Source organism: Acidithiobacillus sp. TH-A67 (assembly GCF_057473545.1).
This window is the reverse complement of sequence record NZ_JBYCKU010000056.1, coordinates 1-23,558: the sequence shown is the minus strand read 5'-3', so window position 1 is coordinate 23,558 and position 23,558 is coordinate 1. Positions and strand designations below refer to the sequence as shown.

Here is a 23,558-nt window from a genome sequence, read left to right as displayed (position 1 = left end):
GCGCCCATGGCTCGTCTGCCGCGCCAGAAAAGCAAGATCGTCTGCACCATCGGCCCCGCCTCCGACCGGATAGGGGTCCTCGAGGCCATGCTGCGGGCCGGCATGGATGTGGCTCGGATCAACCTCGCCCACGGCAGCATCCCGGAGCACGCCGAACGCATCCAGCGCATTCGCAGCGCCAGTGCACGGGCAGGGAAACGGGTGGCCATTCTCGCAGATTTGCCGGGCCCCAAGATCCGCATCGGTACCCTGCCGCAGCCCCTCCAGCTCAAAAAAGGTGAACGTCTGCGCCTGGGACCAGGGCCCTATCGCCAAGAACAGGGGCGACATCATTTACCGCTGGAACTGCCGGAACTGGCGCGCCCTTTGCGCAAGGGGGATGACGCCTTTCTGGCCGACGGCTTCCTGCATTTGCGCGTCGATGCTGAAGAACAGGGGATTCTACACTGTCGCGTTGTGGTGGGTGGCGAGTTGCGCTCTCACAAGGGCGTCAATCTGCCCGGCTTGCTGCTCGCCGGCACTGCGCTCACGGCGCAAGATCAAGACTTGTTGCGCGCCATTCTACCGCTGGGGGTGGATGGGATCAGCGTTTCTTTTGTCGAGTCGGCAGCCGACCTGGACCAGGCCCGTACGCTTGCCGCGCAACAGGGTTATGAGCCATTTCTGGTGGCCAAAATCGAGCGCCAGCGAGCCCTGCGCAACCTGCCCGAAATTCTCGCGGCTTGTGATGGGATCATGGTGGCGCGCGGCGACCTGGGTGTGGAGATCCCGATCCAGAGCATTGCCCGACAGCAGAAGGAGCTCATTCACCGCGCCCGCGCTGCCGGCAAGGCGGTCATCACCGCGACCCAGATGCTGGAGTCGATGGTCAACAACCCTCGTCCCACCCGCGCCGAAGTGAATGATGTCGCCAACGCCATCCTCGATGGCAGCGACGCGGTGATGCTCTCGGAAGAATCGGCCATGGGTAACTATCCGCTCGAAAGCGTGCGCATGATGGCGCGCATCGCAGCCGACATCGAAGGCTCGGGATTCAGCGCCCGCGAACTGATTTGCCGCAAGAGCAAGAAGGCGGCCGTGGAAGCGGTAATTGCCTGCGATGTGCGTTCGGCAACGGCGATGCTCAAGCCCCTGTTCATCGTCACGCCGACCGAGACCGGCGCCACGGCGGCGCGTATTGCAGGCCTGCGACCACAGGCCTGGGTCCTTGCCCCCAGCCGCCACGCCGCAACCTGCCAGCGTCTGTGCTTTTACTCGGGGGTCTACCCGATCTTCCTCGACCCCGGCTCCGGTAGTTGGGAAAGTGCCATACGCTATTGGCTCAGCGACAATGGCTGGCAACAGGGGCACATCATTCTCACCCAGGGTCCAAGCCTAGGCCATCCGGGTGGCACCAATAGATTGGAGATCATCGATCTCGCCGTATCCGAACCGCAAATGCACCAGCAAGGAGACAGCTATGGATAGCCTGATTGAAGATATCATCGCCCGTGAAATTCTCGACTCCCGCGGCAACCCCACCGTCGAAGCCGAGGTCTTGCTGACCGATGGTAGCCGTGGACGGGCCGCGGTGCCCTCCGGCGCCTCTACCGGCAGCCGCGAGGCCCTGGAGCTGCGTGACCAGGACCCCAACCGCTTCGGTGGCAAGGGGGTGCGGAAGGTCATCGAGCACATCGAAGAAGAGATCGCTCCCAATCTGATCGATCTGGACGCGAGCGCCCAAAAGATGATTGACGACACCCTGCTCGGCCTGGACGGTACCAACAACAAGTCGCGCCTCGGGGCCAATGCCCTGCTCGCCGTGTCCCTGGCCTGCGCCCGCGCCGCCGCCGAAAGCAAGGACCTCCCCCTCTATGCCTATCTCGGCGGCCCCGCGGCCTCCCGCCTGCCGGTGCCCTGCCTCAACGTCCTCAATGGCGGCGTCCATGCCCATTGGCAGGGGGCAGATTTTCAGGAGACCATGCTGGTGCCTTTTGGTGCCGACTCCTTCCGCGAAGCCATCCGCTGGGGGGCAGAGATCTATCACGCCCTGCAGGGCCTGCTGCTCGAAAAACATCTGAGCGTTGGCGTGGGTGACGAGGGTGGCTTTGCCCCGGCGGTGCGCTCCAACCAGGAGACTCTGGACCTGCTCCTCGCTGCCATCGAAAAGGCCGGCTTCGTGCCGGGCAAGGATTGCGGCATTGCCATCGACCCCGCCTCTTCGGAATTCTATCGGGACGGCAAGTACCAGCTACACACCGAAAAACGCGCCATCGGCAGCGAGGAAATGATCGAGTACTACGCGAAGCTGGTGGATGACTATCCCATCGTGCTGCTGGAAGATGGTTTGGCCGAGGATGACTGGGAATCGTGGAAACAGCTCAACGCGCGCCTAGGCGGCCGCATCGAGCTGGTGGGCGATGACATCTTCTGCACCAACCCAGAGATCATCGCCCGCGGCATCAAAGACGACATCGCCAATTCCGTGCTCATCAAACTCAATCAGATCGGCACCGTCAGCGAGACCTTTGCCGCCGCCCGCCTGGCGCAGTTCCACGGCTGGGGGGCGTTTGTCTCGCATCGTTCCGGGGAAACCACCGACGATTTCATTGCCGATCTCACCGTGGCACTGGACACTGGTCACCTCAAATCCGGTGCGCCCTGCCGCGGCGAGCGTGTCGCCAAGTACAACCAGCTCCTACGCATCGAAGAAGAACTGGGCACTGCCGCCACGTACGCCGGTGCCCAAGCCTTCGTCCGCCCCCCCACCCGCTGAGAGCGGAGCCGCTCAGCGCCTCAGAAGAGGCTGCGGGCGGCCTTGCCGATGCCCTCGGCCGACATCGGGTGCTGGTCGGCAAAACGGGCGAGATCATAGGCCGTCGCCCCCAAGCTCAGCGCCGTCCCGATCTGCCCGATCAAGGCACCGGCATCGATGCCGACGATCCACCCCCCCAACAGGCGCAGGGAGGAAGGCTCGAAGAACAGGCGAATCTCCCCCTCCAAGCGCTCAAGAATCTGCGCCCGGGAGTCTTCGGCAAAATCATAGCGACCCACCGCCAGTTCGCGCCCCTCAGCCTTGGCCGGGGTCATGCCGATATAGGCCGCGGCCGGGAGGGTGAAGATCGTCGTCGGCACATTGTGGAAATCCGCGTAATCCAGGGGTTGATTGCCACCCAGGATATTGTGAGCCGCGACTAACGATTGCCGTACCGCTGCATGAAAGAGGGGCACCCGACCATTAACATCACCGGCAGCGTAGATATGCGGGTAGCGGGTCTGCAGGGATGGCCCCACCTGAATGCCATGTCGGTCAAATTCGATACCAACCGCATCGCAGCCCTCGGGAATCACCGGGGAGCGTCCGACTGCGAGCAGCACCACCTCCGCCTCTCCGCTCTCCTCCTGCCCGGCGCGTTGCCAGACCACCCGGCGCAACGCACCCTGGGCCTCGATGCGCTGCACATCGACGTCGGTCAGGATCCGCATGCCTGCCGGCAACAAGGGCTGGAGCAGGGCCACCATGCCTGGGTCCATGCCGTTCAAAATCTGTCCCCCCCTCTGCAGGAGCGTCACCTGACTGCCGAGTTGGGCAAAAAAGGACGCCGTTTCCAGGCCAATGTATCCGCCACCGACCACGATCAAGCGCTTGGGCAAAGCGCGCAGGGCGGAGTCCGGTTTATAGAGATCATGACTGGTCAGACAATGTTCGGCACCAGGAATGGGAGGCACAAAGACGTCAGAGCCGCTGGCAATAAGGAGATGATGGCAGTGGATTTTCTCACTGCCCTGATCATCGTCGATCTGCACGGTGTGAGGATCAAGAATATGCGCCACCCCCTTGCGCAGCTCAATACCGGGTTGTGCAGCAAGCTCCTGCGCATGCTGCGCATAACGCCGCTCCTGTACCTGATCCTTGTGCTGCACGATGGCTGCATAGTCCGCCCGTGGTTCTTCCAGACCAAGCTGGGCGTTGAAGCGCCGCGTTGCGCCAGCCAAAGATGCCATCTCCCGCACCGCCTTGGATGGCACACAGCCCTCATAGAGGCAGTTGCCACTCATCACTCCTTTGGGATCTACCATGAGTACCTGGTGTCCCGCCCGCGCCAGTCGAAAGGCCGCCGGATACGCCGCGCCGCCGGCCCCGATACAGAGCAGATCCACTACCTTTTCAGCCATATTTGACCTCCTGATCCAATTATAGACTATCCCAGTGTAGCGAAAGGAGTCATGCTCAGCCAGCTAATGGCACGCGCGTGCCGTACAAGCGCTCACAACGAGCAAATGATATTCTGCGAATCGTCGACGCATTTTTCGTGCAACCAGAGTTCGGCCGCAAGCTCAACTCATAACGCATTAAAACGCATTAAATCGACCAGCACCGAGAAACCAATGGGGTCGAACCGATCTGCAAGACATTGCAGATCGCCCCATCGGCCTATCGATGCCAAGTAACCCGACGTCGCCACCTAAGACTGCGCGGTCGTAGGGAGCGGCGCGATATGTTGCCGTTGCCGAAGATCTAACCTGTCCTAAATGCTGACTGGCATGATTACGGCCTGGGAACAGCCTCAGCACGAAGATGTGAGCCAATATCCATAAAGGACTATCACTGTAGCTTAAGCGGCCTCTGGTGTACACAGAAGATAACTTCCGTTGTATTTATATCTCCTCATCATTGATGATTTCCAAAAATTTTGAAAGCACGGCAGATCTCCTACTGATATGTGGAGCAGACATAAAATTTACAGAAATTATTTCATGCTTCTCCAATGGAATTTTCTTTATACCCCATTCAGGGTGTTGATCCAGTACTCGGGTGTCAAAAAATCCCACCCCAAGCCCTGACTTAACCATAATTCCGACTGATTGTATATCAGCTACCTCTATGAAATGCCGGCTCTCTACACCGCGATTCCGAAACTCTCTTTCTATCGCTCTCCTAATTGCGGAGCCAGGCTCCCGCCAAACTATTGGCACATTCTGGAGATCTTTGAACATAACCAGGTCGTTCCGGGCTAACGGGTGGCCGTCTGGCACTCCCAATACAATCCCGTTATCGTTCTTCCATCGGACTGTCTCAAAATAATATGGTAGATCAGGAGGGGCTACTTCACCCTCATAAAAAAACACATCTACACTTCCGATAGAAACATTATCCCAATACCTTTCTCCGCTTTTTATATACAAATTAATATTTGGATATACAGCCCTGAATTTCTCCAAATAAGGCGGCAGATAATAATTTGCGAGAAGGCTTGTTGCCACAATACAGAGGTCACCTAGTTGCCCACTTTGACGTCTCCTTATAATACTCTCTATATCCCTAAGTGCGTGTTCCAACCTTTTTATATCTGGTAATATAAGCTCTCCGGCCTCGGTGAACACCAAGCCATTTCCTTTCCGGAAATACAATGGTTCACCGACATACTCTACTAGTTTTTTTAACCGTTCAGAAATTGCCGATTGTCCGCGACACAAATGCTCTGCTGCGGCGCTTACACTTCCCCGTTCGACGACCTCCAAAAGCGTTATCAGCTGCTCAGCATCCACCATCGGTTTCTCCGTTATCTACTCCAATAAAAATGATTTGCCAGCCACCTTCTTAGTAACTAACATAGATTAGTAGATACTTTTCGTGCCATAAAGTCACGCGGAGAATTTATGTTGCGGTCAGAACTCCAGTTGCAAGGCAGCCCATGGATCCCTCACCAAGCTCGCTGTGCTCTGAAGTCACTGCTGCGAGATGAATCAAACCTGATTTCCACGACCTCATCGTGTGGCACGATCCTCTTTCGGAGTGTGGGTGCAGAGTTCCGCTCTGGTGTCTATACTGATATTCGGATGGCCTAATACGGTAAAGGAGTGAGTCATGCCAGACCTTGGGGATACGTCGCGCGACTTCCCATCGGAGAAGAAGCACGCCGCAGGCGTCAGCGCTGAAATCACTCTGCCCGATGGCCGCGATTTCTGCCTTCTGGTTCCCCCATCTCTTTTCGATCTGCTCTGTGAGTCGCTTGGGAATGCCAACAAAGCACGCTCTTGGCTGGAGGGGCGCATCATGGAAGTCGCGAACCTCTCTCACGAAGCGATAGGGCAGTATCTCAACTTGATGATCCGACAACGGATCAGCGCATCGGCTGATCGCAAGACTCGATTGGAAGGGCTACAGATGCCCCGAGTCGAACTACACCTGAACGGCAGTGTTGCAAGGGTTACGCCCAACGGCGTAGCAGGAAGCGAATAGCAATGTACCTTGGCATAGGGTTTTCTGTAGTCTATACCTACAGTCGCCCATAAAGATTATGGAGCATTGTTCATGATCAAAACGGGGAAGTCTGAGCTTGCCGTTATCCGCACCCATGTATTCAGTAGCGATCGTCTGTTCCTGGAAGCAGATCTATACGAGGGCGGATGCGATTGGCTGATATTGATTCATGGTAAGGCCTACGACAAAGAGGTTTGGAAACACAGTCTCATCCTCCATCCGATCGTTCAGGCTGGCTGGTCCGTTCTTGCCCCCAATCTCCGTGGCTATGGTGCTTCAGAATCTGGTGACAGTTTCTATGAGAAGGATGTTTTGGGGGCAATACAGTTTGCAGAAACCCATAAGGCAGAAAGGGTCGTCATCTTAGGTGCTTCCATGGGGGGCACCGCTGCACTGAAGGCACTCGCCCAACTAGAGCAACCACTTGCTGGTGTTATCCTGGTTTCGCCCGCTGGCCATCCCGACAGCTTCTCCCAACTAACCAACAAAGCAAAACGTGCTTTACTGCTGTACAGCGATGATGAGGCGTACGCAGACAATTGTCGTCTAGTGCGTGAACAGCTTCCCTTACCTCTAGCTACCCATACTTGGCCGGGACGCTTACACGCCCATCAGCTCCTGGACGATCCTGGCTACGGTCCCGAGGTGACGAACTGGATAGTACGCTTTCTTGCCAGCATCGCGGCTTCTTCGCAACCTGATGATAATCAATCATACACTAACACCCAAGGATGAGGCATATGGATACGCAAACAAACACCGATCAATTTGCCAAACTTTCCGTTGACGATTCATATAAGCTATTAGATAGCAGTGAAAAGGGGTTAACCAGCAGCACAGCCAAAGAGCGTCTCAACTCATTTGGATCAAACCTGTTGGAAGAACATGAAACTCCTCTTTGGAAAAGGCTTTTTACCTATTTCTGGGGACCCATCCCCTGGATGATCGAAGTGGCTGCAGCGCTCTCCGCAATCAATGGCGACTGGAAAAGTTTCGGCGTTATCTTTGCCATGCTTCTCATCAATGGTGGCATCGGATTCTGGGAAGAGAAAGGCGCCAATGATGCATTGCGGGCACTAAAACAACAATTGGCACTAAAAGCCCGGGTCTTACGTGATGGCAAATGGCAGGAAATCGATGCCGCAGACCTCGTACCCGGAGACGTAGTACGCCTTCGCCTCGGTGATGTTCTCCCAGCGGACATCAAGCTCATTTCGGGAGACTATCTTTCTGTCGACCAGTCGGCCCTGACGGGAGAATCGCTGCCGGTCAACAAAAAGGTAGGTGACGTTGCTTACTCAGGAACGATTGCGAAACAGGGCGAGATGGTCGGAGTCATTTATGCTACTGGCTCACGAACCTTCTTTGGGAAAACTGCAAACCTGGTCGCGCACGCCGCTCCCGTCTCACATTTTCAACGTGCCGTCTTACAAATCGGTAACTTCTTGATCGCACTTGCAATATTCCTCTCGCTTTTGCTGATCATCGTCGAACTATCGCGGGGACTGCCTTTTCTTACGCTCATCGCCTTTGTCTTGGTCGTAGTCGTGGCTTCCATCCCGGTAGCCATGCCTGCGGTACTCTCTGTAACCATGGCTTTGGGTGCTCTTGCGCTGTCCCGGATGAAGGCCATTGTCTCACGATTGACCTCCATTGAAGAAATGGCTGGCGTCGATATCCTCTGTTCAGACAAGACCGGCACTCTTACGCAAAACAAAATCACTCTCGGACAAACGGTTCTCTTTCAGGCAAAAGATGAGCAAGAAGTCATTCTCGCAGCGGCCTTAGCCTCTAAAGCTGAAGACAGTGACGCTATTGATACCGCCGTACTCAATGGGTTAAAGAACCGTGACAGCCTTCTGACCACCTTTCAGCAAGACAAGTTCACCCCATTCGATCCTGTCTCCAAACGGACAGAAGCTGCCATTCACGATTCACACGGACAAGCATTTCGCGTTACCAAGGGTGCTCCACAAATCATCATGGGGCTGGCAAATCTCGCAGGGGAAGAACAGGAGAAGGCAGAAAAGGCCGTCACTGATTTCGCGGCAAAAGGTTTCCGTACATTGGGCGTGGCTCGCTCGTCTGCCAATGGTGACGCATGGACATTTTTGGGAATCCTGTCTCTCTTTGATCCCCCCCGAGAGGATTCCAAAGCGACCATTATGGACGCTCAAAACCATGGAATAGAAGTAAAGATGGTTACCGGAGACCATCAGGCCATCGCCAGTGAGATTGCCGGGCAACTGCATTTGGGCACCCATATCCTTACCGTCGATGACCGGCTTTCCAAGTATGCCGAGGGCGGTGCGCTCCCGCAAAATCTAGGAGACGAGATAGAGCACGCAGACGGCTTTGCGCAGGTATTTCCTGAGCATAAGTATGCCATCGTAAAGGCATTGCAGCAGCGCGGGCACATTGTCGCCATGACAGGCGACGGAGTGAATGACGCGCCGGCACTCAAACAAGCGGATGTGGGGATTGCAGTTTCGGGTGCCACCGATGCTGCCCGAGGCGCCGCGGCCCTGATCCTGACAGCGCCAGGGCTGAATGTCATCGTCAAGGCAGTTGAGGAAGCTCGCCGAATCTTCGAGCGAATGACAAGTTATACGGTGTACCGGATCGCCATGACGCTCGATATTCTTTTCTTTGTCGTAGTGGCGATGTTAATTTTCAACTCCTATCCGCTAACAGCCATAATGGTCGTTCTATTATCCCTTCTCGATGACATCCCCATCATGACCATCGCGTGGGATAATACTGCGATACAAAAATCACCTGTCCACTGGGAAATGGGCCGTGTTATCGCGCTGAGTTCTGCCATGGGCCTACTCGCATTTGCTGGAACCTTTGGTCTTTACCTGATCGCGCGTTACTTCTCGGGTCTCCCGATGGACGAAGTCCGCACAATCATGTTCTTACAACTCATCGCAGGTGGCCATCTTATGCTGTTTCTCACGCGCGTACGTGGGCCGTTTTGGCGGTCTCCGTATCCTGCCCGCCCTTTGCTGTTTGCGATTCTCGGCACGCAGGTAGTCGGCGTCTGCATGGCGGGATTCGGCTGGCTGATGCCTGCCATCCCCTGGATCGCGGTTGGTCTTGTATGGGCCTATAACCTTATCTGGATGATTGTTGCCGATTTTTGCAAGCTCGGCATTCATCGCCTCGCCGACAGCAACGCCGCACATCAGTCTCGTTTCCTGATGGCCATTAACCGGGATCTTCGTCCGGCATTTGCTGAAATAGAGAAAGCCGATCTTGCCACGCATCGGGTGATTCGCCAGGCCTTTCACAAAGCTACACATACTGATCGGCAACAATAACGAGAGGACGTAGAGATGAAGACAGTGAGAATATCCGCCGCCCCTTACCCGGACCAACGGCCTGGCACTTCTGGTCTCCGCAAAAAGGTAACCATATTTCAGCAGCCGGCCTATCTGGAGTTATTTATCGAGGCCATATTTCAAACCATTCCCAATCGACAAGGTGGCATCTTAATACTTGGTGGTGATGGTCGCTATTTCAACGACCACGCCATCCAGATTATCCTGCGCATGGCCTCTGCCCATTGCTTCGATCGCGTCATAGTCGGGCAAAATGGTATCCTATCAACGCCAGCTATATCTCACTTGATCAGAAAACGAAAGGCCTTGGGTGGCATCATCCTGACGGCTTCTCATAATCCTGGCGGTCCCGAACATGATTTTGGGGTTAAATTTAATGTAAGTAATGGTGGGCCAGCGCCGGAGCCAATAACAGAGCAGATCTGGTCGGTTAGCAAGCAGCTATCGGGCTACGAAATACTAGCAGATACGGAAGCTATGGATATCGACCTGTCCAAAACCGGGATCTTTTCCCTTGGGGAGATGGCGGTAGAGGTTTGCAGCTCGACCTCCGATTACATTCAACTCATGGAAACGATCTTCGACTTTGACAAGATTTCTCTCTTGTTCAAAAGACCAGAATTTTCCATTCGCTACGATGGTCTGCACGCTGTAACCGGACCGTATGCGAAAGCGCTTTTTGAAGATTGTCTAGGTGCGCCTTCGGGCTCAGTAGTCAATTTCCAGCCTCTCCCAAATTTTGGTGGAGGACATCCAGATCCAAATCTCGTCTATGGAAAATCTTTGGTCGACTCCATGTTCGCTGCAGGAGCGCCGGCCTTCGGCGCAGCCTCTGATGGTGATGGCGATCGTCATATGATCCTGGGATCGCATTTCTTTGTTAGCCCTTGTGATTCATTGGCGATCCTATTACTGCACGCCAACCGAATTCCGCACTACAGAAATGAAGTTCAAGGAGTTGCGCGGTCCATGCCCACAAGCCAGGCAGTAGATGACATCGCCAGGGACACCCATATTCCGCTATTCGAGACACCAACGGGATGGAAGTTTTTTGGTGACTTGATGGACGCCGGCAAAGTAACCTTCTGCGGTGAAGAGAGTTTTGGAGCTGGATCCACTCACATTCGCGAAAAGGACGGCTTGTGGGCCGTGTTGTTCTGGCTGTCCATCATCGCCGACACCGGCAAAAGTGTAAAAGACTTGGTGCAGGATATGTGGCATCAGTATGGGCGCCATTATTTTACTCGACATGACTTTGAAAACCTGGATAGCATGACCGGGTCGGCAATACTCGCAGACCTGCGCGAGGATGTATCCAAACTTGTTGGTCAGCAGATCGCTAACAACCGTATCGTTGCTGCAGATGACTTTTCCTATAACGATCCCATAGATGGATCCATCATAAGTCATCAGGGAATTCGCATTGTTTTTTCCGATCACTCGCGGATCGTCATTCGCATTTCTGGAACAGGTACCGAGGGAGCCACGTTGCGTTTTTACTTTGAGCGTGTGGAACATCAGAAGAATAAACTGAATGAAGATGTACAACAATATTTACAACCATTCATTCAGTATGCCTATGCCTTAACTGGAATACTACCCCGCAGTGGGAGGTCACGGCCAAATGTCATCACCTAACGCGATTTGTAACGTGTGGAGATATTGTTGTTTACACGCCTTGTTGTTTTCAAGAGGAGCCGCGTATGTCAGATGTCAACAGTAATGAGCCGACGCCAGTTTCCCAGACAGCCATCTGGAAAGAGTTGCAGGCTCATGCACAAGCGATGTCCCAAGTGACTTTCAGCACCTTGTTTCGGGATGCACAGCGCGGCAGTCAGTTTCGCGCAGAAGGAGCAAGCATTGTCTTTGATTATTCACGACAACACCTTACCCAGCATACGCTGCGTCTCCTGGAAGAACTGGCGCAAGAATGCTTCATTTCTCAACAGAGAGACGCTCTCTTCTCCGGGGCTCCTATCAATCGAAGTGAGAATCGGCCCGCTTTGCATACCGCGTTACGCATGCCGCAGGGAGATTCTCTGTTCGTCGATGGTAAAAATATCGTTGCCGATGTCCAGGCGGTTCTGCAGCACATGGGAGATTTTGTCGAAGCTCTCTGGCGAGGAGCGATCTGTGGATCTACCGGCTCTCCATTACGAAATGTTGTTAATATTGGCATCGGAGGCTCCTACCTCGGTCCGGAGTTGCTGTACCAGGCCATGCGTCGTTATAGAAATCCGCAGATACGGGTCCGATTTCTCGCTAACATCGATAGCGCCGCCTTCGCCGATGCGACCGATGGCCTGGACCCTACAGAAACTCTGTTTATCGTATCTTCCAAAACCTTCACCACTGGGGAGACCATAGAAAACTTCAAAAAGGCGCAATCCTGGTTGCGTTCCTCTCTTGGCGTGGAAGACGTCTCCACACATTTTGTGGCAGTTACCGCAAATCTCAACGAAGCGCTCCAGCATGAATTTGTTCCAGATCGTATCTTTGCCTTTTGGGACTGGGTCGGAGGGCGCTACTCGGTTTCTTCGGCGATCGGCTTGTCAGTGATGGCAGCGATTGGCAGTCAGCATTTTCGCGATTTTCTCCACGGATTCCACCGTATGGATGAAAACTTTCGTACCGCGTCCCTTAGCGAGAACCTTCCGCTGCTACATGGCCTGATTGCGGTATGGAATAATAATTTTCTCGGCAATGAAACGCTGGCGGTCTTGCCTTATGCTCACGATCTCCGTCGCTTTCCTGCTTATCTTCAACAGTTGTTCATGGAAAGCAATGGAAAAAGAGTTGACCAGAACGGGCACCCTGTGAGTACAGATACTTGTCCCATTCTTTGGGGTGAGCCAGGAACCTGTGGCCAACACTCCTTTTTTCAATTGCTGCATCAGGGAACCCGGTCGGTTGCGTCGGATTTTATCGGATTTCTGGATCCTCTGGATGCTGATCCACAATCTCATGATTATCTCATGGCAAGTCTCTTTGCCCAGTGCGAAGCACTCGCATTTGGCAAGGACGCGGATGCGCTTGCCGCAGAGGGAGTGCCTGCTGAACAGATTCCGCATCGCGTCTGTCCGGGTAACCGACCGGCCAATATCCTGCTTGCACCGGCTCTATCACCGGAATATCTGGGTGCATTGATTGCGCTCTATGAACATAGTGTATTTGTTCAGGGAATTATTTGGGGAATTAATAGTTTTGACCAATGGGGGGTAGAGCTAGGGAAGCAGTTGGCACATCGCAGTTTAACGGAACTAAGCACACGGTCTATCGATCGGCAGGCGCACGATAGTGCAACCGTAGCGGACATGGAGTTGTATCTGCAACATCGAAAGTAAGGCGAATCACGTTTCTACCTTGAAGATAGGAGATCATCATGACATTACGTGTTGGAATTAATGGTTTTGGTCGTATCGGACGGATGATTATGCGGGCCATCTATGAAAGCCAGCGCACCGATCAAATACAGGTTGTGGCTGTAAACGATCTGGGGAGTCCAGAAACTAATGCGCATTTACTGCAATACGATTCTGTGCACGGACGTTTTCCTTTTGCGGTACATGCGGATGGAGACAAAATCTGGATTGACAAAGACAGTATCCAGGTACTGGCTGAACGAGATCCCAGCAAGCTCCCCTGGGGAACGCTCGGCGTAGACCTAGTCATCGAATCGACCGGGCTATTTACCACTCGTGAGAAGGCTGCACTACACCTGCAGGGCGGGGCCAAGAAAGTCCTGATCTCTGCTCCGGCCAAAGACCCGGTGGATCTCACCGTCGTCTATGGCGTCAATCATCACCTGCTCGATCCCGACAAACACGTGATTGTCTCCAATGGATCGTGCACAACGAATTGTCTCGCACCCCTGGCAAAGACGCTTCACGACTTTGCCAATATAGAACATGGCACCATGAATACCGTCCACGCGATGACCAACGATCAACGGATTACCGACGTCTATCATAAAGACCTGCATCGGGCTCGTGCTGCCGGTATGAGCATGATCCCGACCACGACAGGATCGGCAAAGGCTATTGGGCTCGTGATTCCCGAGTTGAATGGCAAACTGGACGGCTTCGCCATTCGGGTTCCGGTCCATAATGTCTCCATCGTTGATTTGACATGCGTCGTCTCCAAAACGGTTACAGAAGACGACATCCACCAAGTCATGAAGGCGCAAGCCGAGGGCCCGCTCAAAGGGGTCATGGCGGTGAATAGCAATCCGCTGGTTTCTATCGATTTTAATCACGATCCTCATTCTTGCACCTATGAACAATCGCTAACCAAAGTGAAAGGAAATCTTGTCAAGGTTTGCGGATGGTATGATAACGAATGGGGATTTTCGAACCGAATGGTGGATACCAGTCTCGCCATGATGGGATTGGCAAGGCCATAACGGAGGATCAGACATGACCTGGATTACTATGGCAGAACTTCCCCTCCAGGGGAAAAGGGTGTTAATTCGTGAAGATCTAAACGTACCGCTGAATGCTAACGGCAGCATTGCAGATGATACCCGGATACGGGCCAGTGTAGAGACCCTGCAGATGGCCCTGCAGCACGGCGCCAAAGTCCAGGTCCTGTCCCACTTGGGGCGGCCACAGGAGGGCACCTTCGATCCTGGATTCAGTTTACAGGTAGTAGCTACGCGGCTTGCGCAACTTTTGGATAAGCCCGTTCCCCTGGTACGCGACTGGCTTCCTGGTCAGGAGAACCACAACGTCTTGACAAGCCAAGGCGATGGCGAGATCTATCTGCTGGAAAATGTACGCTTTAACGTTGGCGAAAAAGCGGATGATCCGACATTAGCCAGGCAAATGGCATCGCTCTGTGATATTTTCGTCATGGACGCTTTTGCCACGGCACACCGAGCGCAGGCCAGCACCCATGGTGTTGCACAATTTGCCCCCATCGCTTGTGCCGGACCACTCCTGTGTAGGGAGATTGCTGCTCTGGACAAGGCTATCAAGGATCCCAAGCGTCCGCTCGTCACCTTGATCGGTGGCGCCAAGATCCATACCAAATTGCAGTTGTTGCGTCATCTCGTGGAATTTTCGGATCACGTTTTAGTGGGTGGAGGCATCGCCAACACCCTCCTTCTTGCGCGAGGCATCCAAATCGGCGAGTCCCTGGCCGAACCAGACTTTTTGCCACAGGCAAAAGAGCTCCTGCAATTTGCCGAAAACTTACATCGACCGATTCCGTTGCCCGTAGATGTTGTGATCGCAGAGGAGTTGCGGGGGCAGGTTTCTTCGCGGGTCAGTTCGATTTCGCAAATCGGTCCAAAAGACCGCATCGGTGATATTGGGCCACTCACTATAGCCTCCTATCAAAACATTCTTCGTTCGGCGAATACGATCGTCTGGAATGGTCCTTTTGGCGTAGCTGAAGTTCCTGCCTTTGCCACAGGCACGAACTCTCTCATACAAACTGTTACACAAAGTGAAGCCTATTCACTGCTTGGTGGAGGAGATACCGTAGCAGCACTCAATCGTAGCGGACTCGCTCACAAAATCTCCTATATCAGCACCGGTGGCGGCGCCTTTCTTACTTATTTAGAAGGAAAAGAGCTGCCGGGGATACAGATATTACAACAAAAGGGGGAAAATATGACAGGGGGTCTGTCGTGACAATGGACTCTAAAACCTACAAACACTTACTCAGGAAGCTGCAGATCGAGCTGGTGAAATACCAAAAGCATCTGATCAAGCATGGTAATAAGATCCTGATCCTTTTCGAGGGTAGAGACTCCTCGGGAAAAGACGGCACGATCAAAAGGATTACTGCTCATCTCAGCCCACGGGAAACCCGCGTTGTTGCCCTCGGTGTCCCGTCGGACCGCGAAAAAAGTGAATGGTATTTTCAACGTTATGTCTCCCATCTTCCGGCAGCTGGCGAATTCGTTCTCTTTAACCGTAGCTGGTATAACCGCGCCGGGGTGGAAATCGTGATGGGATTTTGTACCCAAGATGAGTATGAAGAATTTTTTCTTGAAGTCAATGAGTTCGAAAGCATGCTCTCCAGATCTGGGATTCAGGTTATGAAAATCTACCTGGACATATCCCAAGATGAGCAAACGAAAAGGATGGAGGCAAGGAAAACAGATCCGCTCAAGCAGTGGAAGGTGAGCCCCGTTGACAAACTCGCCATACAACATTGGGAAGATTACTCAAGGGCTAGAAATGTCATGTTTGAGCGCTCTCACACAGAATTTGCTCCTTGGTACGTTGTGCACAGTAATGATAAGAAAACTGCTCGCCTCAATGTAATCCGCGGGATTCTGAGCCATCTTTCGTATGCACACAAAGACGCGGATCTAGTCGCTCCCGACCCAAAGGTATTTTTTTCCTATGACCCTTCCTACCTCAAGAACGGGATGATTGCACCATGAAAACAATCTCACCTGTACTCCTCGTGATTTTTGACGGTTTTGGCCTAAATCCTAATCGAGTCTTCAATGGTTGGGCGCAGGCCAAAACGCCGCATCTTGACCATTATTTTGCCAGTTTTCCGCATACGGCTTTGCAAGCTTCCGGGCGCGCTTGCGGCCTTCCCGATGGACAGTTCGGAAACTCCGAAGTTGGCCACCTGACCCTCGGTTCTGGCCGCATTCTTCTGCAAGATTTACAGCGCATCAGTGAAAGCCTCGAGAGTGGTAATTTCAGCAAGATTCCGGCATGGACAAAATTCCTGCAAGGACGTACACGCTTGCATCTGGTCGGCATGGTATCTGATGGCGGTGTGCACTCGCATATCGACCATCTGCTGGGTATTCTCCCACTCCTCGTGAACGCCGGTATTGAGCCTATTGTTCACATGATCACCGATGGCCGGGATACGCCCCCCCGTTCAGCAGACGGCTTCGCCAAAACGCTCGAAGATCAACTCCAAAAGCTCGGCAAGGGTCGCATCGCCACCATTTGTGGACGGTACACTGCCATGGACCGGGCGCAATATTGGGAACGCACGCAACAGGCGTGGCAAGCCTTGATAGAAGGGAAGGCGCTCTCCGCTCCAGACAGCATTTCGGCGATTCATGCCGCTTGGAAACGAGGGGAAACCGACGAGTTCATTCAGCCGACGATCATTGGCGATCCACAGCAATACCGCATCCAAAAAGAGGATGCCGTGTTCTTCTTTAATTTCCGTTCCGACCGCATGCGGCAACTTGCTGCTGCGGTTGGAATGCCTGCGTTTCACGGTTTCGATCGCGGACAGGAGGGCCCTCGTGCAGTTCTCTGCATGACGTCCTACAACGACGAGTATCCCTTCCCGGTGCTCTTTCCCCCCGAAATTCCCAGGCATGTTCTCGCGGAAACCATTAGTGACGCCGGACTGCGTCAGTTTCACTGTGCAGAAACGGAAAAATATGCCCATGTCACCTATTTTTTCAATGGCGGGAGAGAAGATCCTTTTCCAGGAGAGGATCGGGAAATCATCCCCTCTCCCAAGGTAGCGACCTACGATTTACAACCAGAAATGAGTGCGGAAGCAGTGGCGGAGCGAATCATTCAAGCCATTGAAAGTTCCAATTATGACTTTATTCTGGTCAATTTTGCCAATGGTGACATGGTTGGCCATACTGCCAAAATTCCTGCTATTCTCCGTGCGGTAGAAACGCTCGATTTACAGTTTCACCGGGTCGTCCAGGTAGCGCGCAATGCGGGGTACACGGTGCTACTCACTGCCGACCATGGTAATTGTGATGAAATGGTCGATCCGCAAAGTGGTGCACCGCATACCCAGCACACGGTTTATCCTGTGCCCTTTTTGATGATTTCCCATAAGCAAGTGCAGTTGGGGATCGGACGGGGTATTTCCGACGTCGCGCCAACCGTCTTACAACTTCTCGGCTTGGGGCAACCTGCAGAGATGACGGGGCAATCCATTGTGCTTGCGCCCGATCATCCAATGCCAACGAAATAAGTCAGGAGGATTTATTATGACTGCAAACACTCGGCTACAAGAGATTCACGGCTTACTAGCTCGCCTTAAGGAAAGCTATCCCGCAGAAACCGATGCGTTTTTGGGTTTCATGCAGAAAACGGAAGGTAATCCTGCGCTCAGTGCGGCGCAAAAGGAGCTCATCAATGTAGCGCTTTCCGTGGCGGGACAATGCCAGTGGTGTATCGCCTTACACTGCAAAGGAGCGATGGAGGCTGGCGCCAGTCGTGATGAAATCATGAGCGCCGCGTTCCAGGCGGTATTGATGCACGGCGGCCCAGCATTGATGTACTTGCTGCCGGTCACCCAGACCCTGGACGAACTTTTTGTGGAGAATCCTCGTCATGGATAGCAATCTGATGCAAGCGATGTTGCGGGATATGCTGCGTGCTCGCGCCTTTGAAGAGGCCGCCGCGCAAAGTTACGCCCAAGGGCAGATTGCCGGCTTCCTTCATCTGTATCCAGGCGAAGAAGCAGTTGCCGTGGGCGCTTTGCACGCGGCAGAGCCCGGAGACTATGTCGTATCCACCTACCGGGAACATGTTCATGCCCTGGTGCGCGGAATTTCCGCCCGTTCCATCATGGCCGAACTCCATGGCAAGAAAACGGGGGTTAGTTCTGGTATGGGGGGCTCTATGCACCTCTTCGATCGAGAAAGGCGCTTTTTAGGTGGCTATGCCATTGTCGGCGAAACCTTTCCCATTGCCTTGGGAGCAGGTTACGCTGTAGGGTATCGTAAGCTTCCCGAAGCCGTAATTTGCTTCTTTGGCGATGGGGCCGTCAATCAAGGGACGTTCCATGAGACCTTGAACATGGCCGCACTCTGGAAGCTCCCAATCCTGTTCATTTGTGAAAATAATCACTACCAAATCGGCACAGAGATTCACCGTCATTCCGCCATCGTTGATGTTTATCGGCGGGCTTGTGCTTATGGAATTCCCGCCGAGCAGGAAGACGGAATGGATGTATTGGCGGTTTATGCCGCGGCCCAAAGAGCCTTGCATCGCGTGCGGAGCGGAGATGGTCCACAGTTCTTGGAGTTAACCACCTATCGCTACCGTGGCCACTCCATGTCAGATCCCGGGAGCTATCGACCCGAAGCAGAAGTAAAAGCCTATGAGGCAGCCGATCCCATCGCTGCCGCAATCCATGAGGTGAGCCTCAAATATCCTTCGCAATCAGAGTTGGCGGCAGCCGGCCCCGACTGCATACGGCAGTTTTTTGATCGTTGTTGCCAAGATGGGCATATTGATGACGCAGCGTTACAGCGGCTGCAAAGCGAGGTGCAATCCGAAATAGACGACGCCGTGCAGTTCGCCATACAGAGTCCACAACCCACGATGGAAGATGCCCAAGCAGCGTTCACGCAAAACCGCCGATTTGAAACATTACTATAGAGGATCATCACAATGACTGACTTACTCTATTGGCAAGCGCTAAATCGCGCCATGGACATCGAACTGGCGGAGGATGATTCGGTTTTCACTCTCGGCGAAGATGTGGCGCTTTATGGTGGCACCTATCGCGTCACCGAGGGTCTGCTCGCCAAGTATGGAGAATGGCGGGTACGGGATACTCCCATTTCAGAAAACACTTTTACCGGGCTTGGCGTTGGCGCAGCCATGCTTGGCCTGCGTCCCGTAGTAGAAATCATGACCATCAATTTTGCGCTATTGGCTATGGATGCCATCGTCAATATGGCGGCAAAAATTCCATTTATGTCTGGCGGGCAATTCCCCATGCCGCTCACCATCCGTATGCCAGGGGGAATTGCACGACAATTAGGGGCACAACATTCCCAACGGCTAGAAGTGATGTTCATGAATATCCCGGGACTGCGTATCGTCGTACCCTCTACTCCGCAGGATGCCTATTGGCAGTTGCGCCAAGCCATCCGCAGCGACGACCCCATTCTCGTCTTGGAACACGAGCTGCTCTATTTTCAAAAGGGTGCCGTTGACGAAACGGCTATCGCCCCACCCCTGCACCAGGCCCAAATACGCCGAGCGGGACGGGATCTTACCTGTATTACCTACTCTCGTATGAGCACTGTGGCACAGGAAGCAGCAGCCGAGTTGGCCAGCGAGGGGATTGAGATGGAAGTTATTGATCTTCGGAGTCTCTCCCCCATCGATTGGGAAAGTTGCGTACAATCCGTATCCCGCACGCATCACTGCTTGATCGTCGAAGAGGACTGTCGTTTCGCTGGGACTGGGGCAGAATTCTGCGCCACCCTTCAGGAATTCTGCTTTTATCAGCTCGATGCACCTATTCAGAGAGTCGCTGCTCTTGATCTCCCGACCCCGTTCAATGGAGCTCTGGAGGCCGCAACGATACCTGCCAAGGAAAACGTCGTTCAAGCTGCCCGAAAGCTGATGGGCCTAAACCAAGGAGTCTCTCAATGAAAGAACCAATTCTTATGCCCGTGTTGTCGGACACCATGCAAACCGGTCGATTGACCCGGTGGAACAAATCTGTAGGTGACCCTGTGCATAAGGGGGACGCCTTGGCGGAGGTAGAAACCGACAAAGCGGTAATGGACGTAGAGGCCTTTGCCGACGGCTATCTCGCTGGCCCTCTGGCACCAGTGGACCAAGATATTCCGGTACGGCAAACGATTGGCTATCTGGTTGACAGCCCGGCGCTGACAAAGGCGCAGCCCTCCGCAGCGGACGATGGAAAAGAAACTACAGAGATCTCCCAGCCCCCGTCCACCAACGGCGCTGGCTCCAACGCTTCGCCGTTGGCAAAGGAGAGTAAAGATCACTCCGGCGCTGCCTCTCCAGCTCCACCAGCGGCGAGTGTAGTGCCAACCAGTGAAGTCACGCCATCCGCTGTTTCCGCACCCAGCGAAGGCGCCGATCTTTCTGGTAGTTCGCCCTATGCCCGGGCTTTGGCCGCAGATCTGGGAATCGACATCTCACATGTGCCAGCTGGACCCGACGGGAAGATCCATGCCAGCCAGGTGATTGCAGCGGCAGCACAGCCGCAAGATGCCGATCTTCGGCTGGGACCTCCTTTCCTAATCCGCAAGCCCAGTAGCTTACGTGCCGCAGTTGCACGAAACATGGTGGCGTCGCTAAGCATTCCCTCCTTTCAAATCAGCGCAGATTTTGCTTTACAACCGCTTCAGGCGCGCAGTAAGGCGCAAAAACGCAGCTTTACCCTTGCCCTCGCTCGTGCTTGCGCTTTAACGGTTGCAGAAGACCCTTATTTCAATACTGTGTGGACAGCCAAAGGATTAGCCGTTCGCAGCCGCGTGGATATCGGCATTGCAGTCGACACAGGAGCTGGCCTGATTACTCCCGTCTTGCGCGATGCCGCAGAAAGACCCATCGCGGAATTGGCCGAAGACTGGCGGATTCTCCTGGATAAGGTAAAAACCGGACGGCTTGTTCCCGAAGATTATCAGGGTGCGAGTTTCTATGTATCGAACCTCGGAATTTTTCCCGAGATAACACAATTTGATGCCATCGTACCCGTGGGTGCATCTGCCATTCTGGCAGTATCAGCTCCGAGTGATAACGGCAAGACCGTCTTGACACTGAGTTGCGACCACCGGGTCATCTTCGGGGCAGACGCCGCTCGCTTTTTGCAGCGTCTCGGCCAGCGCTTACAGGATCCATCATGGCTATCATAAAACAGGTGCTTGCACTCAATAGCGGATCCTCTTCTCTGAAATTTGCCCTATATCGCTGTACCGAAGATGAGGAAACGCTACTCCTGACTGGCGCCGCAGAGCGCATTGGTCAAAGTGTGGGGCGTTGGTGGCTCGATCAACAAGGACATCGGGTCCAGGACCGAACGCAGGCATTACCCACAACGAAAGTAGCGCTGGAGACACTTTTGCAGGAGCTTGGCGCTTTGGCGCTGGCGCACCCGGACATCATCGGACATCGCATCGTGTCCGGCGGGCCTCGTCATCGGCAGCATTGCCGGATTGATGCCTCCGTTCTCCAAGATCTGCGTCTTGCTCTCGCCTTCGCCCCCTTACATCTCCCGGCAGAGCTAACTGGGATTGAGGCAGTTTCACAACTTTGGCCAGAAAAACCGCAAATCGCCTGTTTTGATACGGCCTTTCATCAGACTCTCCCGGAACATGCCGCTCGCTTCCCCTTGCCGCGTCATCTTTGGCACGAAGGCATACGCAAATATGGTTTTCACGGTCTCTCTTATGAATACATTCTCACGCAACTGCCGGATCGTGGACAATCACCTACCATTGTTGCGCACCTGGGGAATGGGGCCAGTCTTGCTGCCGTTCGCCAAGGGAAGTGTCTAGAAACTACCATGGGTCTGACCCCAACCGGTGGCCTCATGATGGGAACCCGTTCTGGAGACCTGGATCCCGGAGTTCTCCTGTATCTGATGAGTGAGAAAGGATATGGAGGCAAAGAACTGGAACATCTGCTCAACCATCAATCAGGTCTCTTGGGCGTCTCATCCTTGAGCGCTGACATGGCCGTCTTATTACAGGAGCAAGGGCGCAACCCGCACGCGCAGGAGGCCATTGCACTCTTCACCTATCTGGTGCGCAAGAATATAGGCGCTTTTATCGCAGTGCTTGGCGGGCTCCATCGCATTGTGTTTACTGGGGGGATTGGCGAACATGCCGCGCCCGTGCGTTGGGCTATTTGTCGACCTCTAGAACATTTTGGTATTCGTCTGGATCCCCATGCAAATGCGGCCAATGCTACGCAAAGCCGTCGAATCTCGCTACCCAACAGTGCCGTCGAAGTGTGGGTGATACCTACCGATGAGGATCGCATGATTGCGCGCCATAGCTATCAGCTAGCGCTACAGAGCGAACCCTCGGGAACAAATTCTGTGCAATAGCAAGGTGCAAGATATGTCGTATAGCCATTTTGATCAATTACTCAATGCCGCAAAAGGCATGCCACCGATTTCCATGGCAGTCATCGATGCTGCGGAAGAACATGTCTTGCGAGGTGCGTGTGACGCCCACATCCAGGGACTGATTCGACCCATTTTTGTAGGAGATCCTGACAGGATTCGGTAGATGCTGTCGACCTTCGGGAGCAGCTATGCCGGCTGTGCCGAAGCCGAGATTGTCGCGGCTGCTTCCGATGAAGAAGCTGCTACTCTCGGAGTGGAGCTGGTTGTCCAACAAAAAGCGCAGGCCCTGATGAAAGGGCATTTACACAGCGACACCTTTTTACATCCAATTCTTGCCAAACTACGTACCCGACAGCGCCTTTCCCATGTTTTTCTTGCAGAACTGCCAGACTATCCCAAACTTCTTTCCATTACTGACGCAGCCATCAACATTGCTCCAGATTTACCTACCAAAGCGGCCATACTGCGCAACGCGGCACAGCTCAGCAGGACCCTTGGGGTACAAAATCCAAAGGTGGCGGTCCTTTCCGCCGTGGAGGTCGTGAATCCTGCTATTCCCTCTACCGTTGATGCGGCGTGTCTCGCCAAGATGGCCGACCGGGGCCAGTTAGAACAGGTCATTGTCGATGGTCCCTTGGCCTTCGACAACGCGATTTCCAGGGAAGCTGCCAAAATCAAAGGGATTCACAGTGAGGTTGCCGGAGATGCCGATATCCTGGTCGTTCCGGATTTGGTTTCCGGTAATATTCTTGCCAAGGATCTGGAATATCTGGCCAATGCCAGCCTTGCCGGCATCGTTCTGGGTGGACAGGTACCCATTATTCTCAATTCTCGCGCGGACCCTGCCCGCGCACGCCTTGTCTCTGCTGCCTTGGCCGTTTTACTGCACGCCGCAACAGGAAATGCCGTATGATCCAGTCACCGCCACATTGTCAAGACATTGCAGCATTGACCCTGAACCCCAGCGTGGATATTTCCTATGAGGTTGACCAGCTGGTTCCCGATCAAAAAACATCGGCTACCGCTACCCGCTATGATCCCGGGGGAAATGGAATCAATGTTGCACGCGTACTCAAAAAATTGCTGGTCTGTGCCCACAGCTGCTGCGTTGTTGCAGGAAATGTTGGAGAACTGTTACAGCAGCTGCTTTTGCACCAACTGGA

Annotated in this window: 21 protein-coding genes and 1 other annotated feature; of the genes, 19 read left to right on the top strand and 2 right to left on the bottom strand. The window is 53.9% G+C overall.

Translation table 11 applies throughout. From position 1 onward, the window contains the following. Positions 1–6: 6 nt before the first annotated feature. Complete coding sequence (gene pyk / locus AC2VNM_RS08860) at positions 7–1,467, top strand: pyruvate kinase (RefSeq protein ID WP_483166255.1); 1,461 nt, start codon at positions 7–9, stop codon at positions 1,465–1,467. After that, positions 1,460–2,755: a phosphopyruvate hydratase gene (gene eno / locus AC2VNM_RS08855; protein ID WP_483166254.1), complete on the top strand. Its 1,296-nt coding sequence runs from the start codon at positions 1,460–1,462 to the stop codon at positions 2,753–2,755. Before pyk ends, eno begins: the two co-directional genes overlap by 8 nt. Before the next feature lie 20 nt (positions 2,756–2,775). Here the strand turns inward: eno and AC2VNM_RS08850 are convergent, their stop codons facing one another. Together AC2VNM_RS08850 and AC2VNM_RS08845 are read right to left on the bottom strand one after the other, a co-directional pair. Further along, complete coding sequence (locus AC2VNM_RS08850) at positions 2,776–4,155, bottom strand: dihydrolipoyl dehydrogenase (RefSeq protein ID WP_483166253.1); 1,380 nt, start codon at positions 4,153–4,155, stop codon at positions 2,776–2,778. A 127-nt stretch (positions 4,156–4,282) separates the two neighbouring features. Next, positions 4,283–4,409 (top strand) — a sequence feature (AL1L pseudoknot). 229 nt (positions 4,410–4,638) lie between these two features. Then, positions 4,639–5,532 (bottom strand): LysR family transcriptional regulator, encoded by an 894-nt coding sequence (locus AC2VNM_RS08845; protein ID WP_483166252.1) that lies wholly within the window; start codon positions 5,530–5,532, stop codon positions 4,639–4,641. Between the two features lie 316 nt (positions 5,533–5,848). Between AC2VNM_RS08845 and AC2VNM_RS08840 the strand changes: the two genes are divergently transcribed. From AC2VNM_RS08840 to AC2VNM_RS08760, 17 genes are all read left to right on the top strand, one after another. After that, the gene (locus AC2VNM_RS08840) at positions 5,849–6,223 is read left to right on the top strand and encodes a hypothetical protein (RefSeq protein WP_483166251.1); all 375 of its coding nucleotides are present in this window, start codon (positions 5,849–5,851) and stop codon (positions 6,221–6,223) included. 72 nt (positions 6,224–6,295) lie between these two features. Then, positions 6,296–6,979 carry an alpha/beta hydrolase gene (locus AC2VNM_RS08835; protein ID WP_483166250.1) on the top strand — a complete coding sequence of 228 codons (684 nt, stop codon included), beginning with the start codon at positions 6,296–6,298 and terminating at the stop codon, positions 6,977–6,979. 5 nt (positions 6,980–6,984) lie between these two features. Beyond that, positions 6,985–9,567 carry a plasma-membrane proton-efflux P-type ATPase gene (locus tag AC2VNM_RS08830; RefSeq protein ID WP_483166249.1) on the top strand — a complete coding sequence of 861 codons (2,583 nt, stop codon included), beginning with the start codon at positions 6,985–6,987 and terminating at the stop codon, positions 9,565–9,567. A 15-nt stretch (positions 9,568–9,582) separates the two neighbouring features. Beyond that, positions 9,583–11,226 carry an alpha-D-glucose phosphate-specific phosphoglucomutase gene (locus AC2VNM_RS08825; RefSeq protein WP_483166248.1) on the top strand — a complete coding sequence of 548 codons (1,644 nt, stop codon included), beginning with the start codon at positions 9,583–9,585 and terminating at the stop codon, positions 11,224–11,226. 65 nt (positions 11,227–11,291) lie between these two features. Further along, the gene (gene pgi, locus AC2VNM_RS08820) at positions 11,292–12,932 is read left to right on the top strand and encodes a glucose-6-phosphate isomerase (RefSeq protein ID WP_483166247.1); all 1,641 of its coding nucleotides are present in this window, start codon (positions 11,292–11,294) and stop codon (positions 12,930–12,932) included. Positions 12,933–12,970: 38 nt separating this feature from the next. Next, positions 12,971–13,990, top strand: coding sequence for a type I glyceraldehyde-3-phosphate dehydrogenase (gap, locus tag AC2VNM_RS08815; protein ID WP_483166246.1), 1,020 nt, complete (start codon positions 12,971–12,973; stop codon positions 13,988–13,990). Positions 13,991–14,003: 13 nt separating this feature from the next. Next, positions 14,004–15,224 (top strand): phosphoglycerate kinase, encoded by a 1,221-nt coding sequence (locus AC2VNM_RS08810; protein ID WP_486913167.1) that lies wholly within the window; start codon positions 14,004–14,006, stop codon positions 15,222–15,224. 2 nt (positions 15,225–15,226) lie between these two features. After that, a complete protein-coding gene (gene ppk2, locus AC2VNM_RS08805; RefSeq protein WP_483166273.1) occupies positions 15,227–15,985 on the top strand; it encodes a polyphosphate kinase 2 in 759 nt (252 codons plus the stop codon). Beyond that, entirely contained in the window at positions 15,982–17,520 is a 1,539-nt protein-coding gene (gene gpmI, locus AC2VNM_RS08800; RefSeq protein WP_483166244.1) for a 2,3-bisphosphoglycerate-independent phosphoglycerate mutase, read from the top strand. Before ppk2 ends, gpmI begins: the two co-directional genes overlap by 4 nt. Positions 17,521–17,536: 16 nt before the next feature. Beyond that, entirely contained in the window at positions 17,537–17,890 is a 354-nt protein-coding gene (locus AC2VNM_RS08795; RefSeq protein ID WP_483166243.1) for a carboxymuconolactone decarboxylase family protein, read from the top strand. Then, entirely contained in the window at positions 17,883–18,935 is a 1,053-nt protein-coding gene (locus AC2VNM_RS08790; protein WP_483166242.1) for a thiamine pyrophosphate-dependent enzyme, read from the top strand. The genes AC2VNM_RS08795 and AC2VNM_RS08790 overlap by 8 nt, the downstream gene beginning before the upstream one ends. A 12-nt stretch (positions 18,936–18,947) precedes the next feature. Further along, positions 18,948–19,943, top strand: a complete 996-nt coding sequence (locus AC2VNM_RS08785; protein WP_483166241.1) for an alpha-ketoacid dehydrogenase subunit beta — start codon at positions 18,948–18,950, stop codon at positions 19,941–19,943. Then, positions 19,940–21,178: a dihydrolipoamide acetyltransferase family protein gene (locus tag AC2VNM_RS08780; RefSeq protein WP_483166240.1), complete on the top strand. Its 1,239-nt coding sequence runs from the start codon at positions 19,940–19,942 to the stop codon at positions 21,176–21,178. Before AC2VNM_RS08785 ends, AC2VNM_RS08780 begins: the two co-directional genes overlap by 4 nt. Then, on the top strand, positions 21,166–22,374 hold the full coding sequence (locus AC2VNM_RS08775; RefSeq protein WP_483166239.1) for an acetate/propionate family kinase: 1,209 nt from the start codon (positions 21,166–21,168) through the stop codon (positions 22,372–22,374). Before AC2VNM_RS08780 ends, AC2VNM_RS08775 begins: the two co-directional genes overlap by 13 nt. 13 nt (positions 22,375–22,387) lie before the next feature. Next, complete coding sequence (locus AC2VNM_RS08770; protein WP_486913165.1) at positions 22,388–22,558, top strand: hypothetical protein; 171 nt, start codon at positions 22,388–22,390, stop codon at positions 22,556–22,558. Beyond that, complete coding sequence (locus AC2VNM_RS08765; protein WP_486913164.1) at positions 22,559–23,308, top strand: bifunctional enoyl-CoA hydratase/phosphate acetyltransferase; 750 nt, start codon at positions 22,559–22,561, stop codon at positions 23,306–23,308. Further along, positions 23,305–23,558: PfkB family carbohydrate kinase (locus AC2VNM_RS08760; protein ID WP_486913163.1), on the top strand; the 254-nt coding region annotated here is incomplete at its 3' end. The genes AC2VNM_RS08765 and AC2VNM_RS08760, both read left to right, overlap by 4 nt.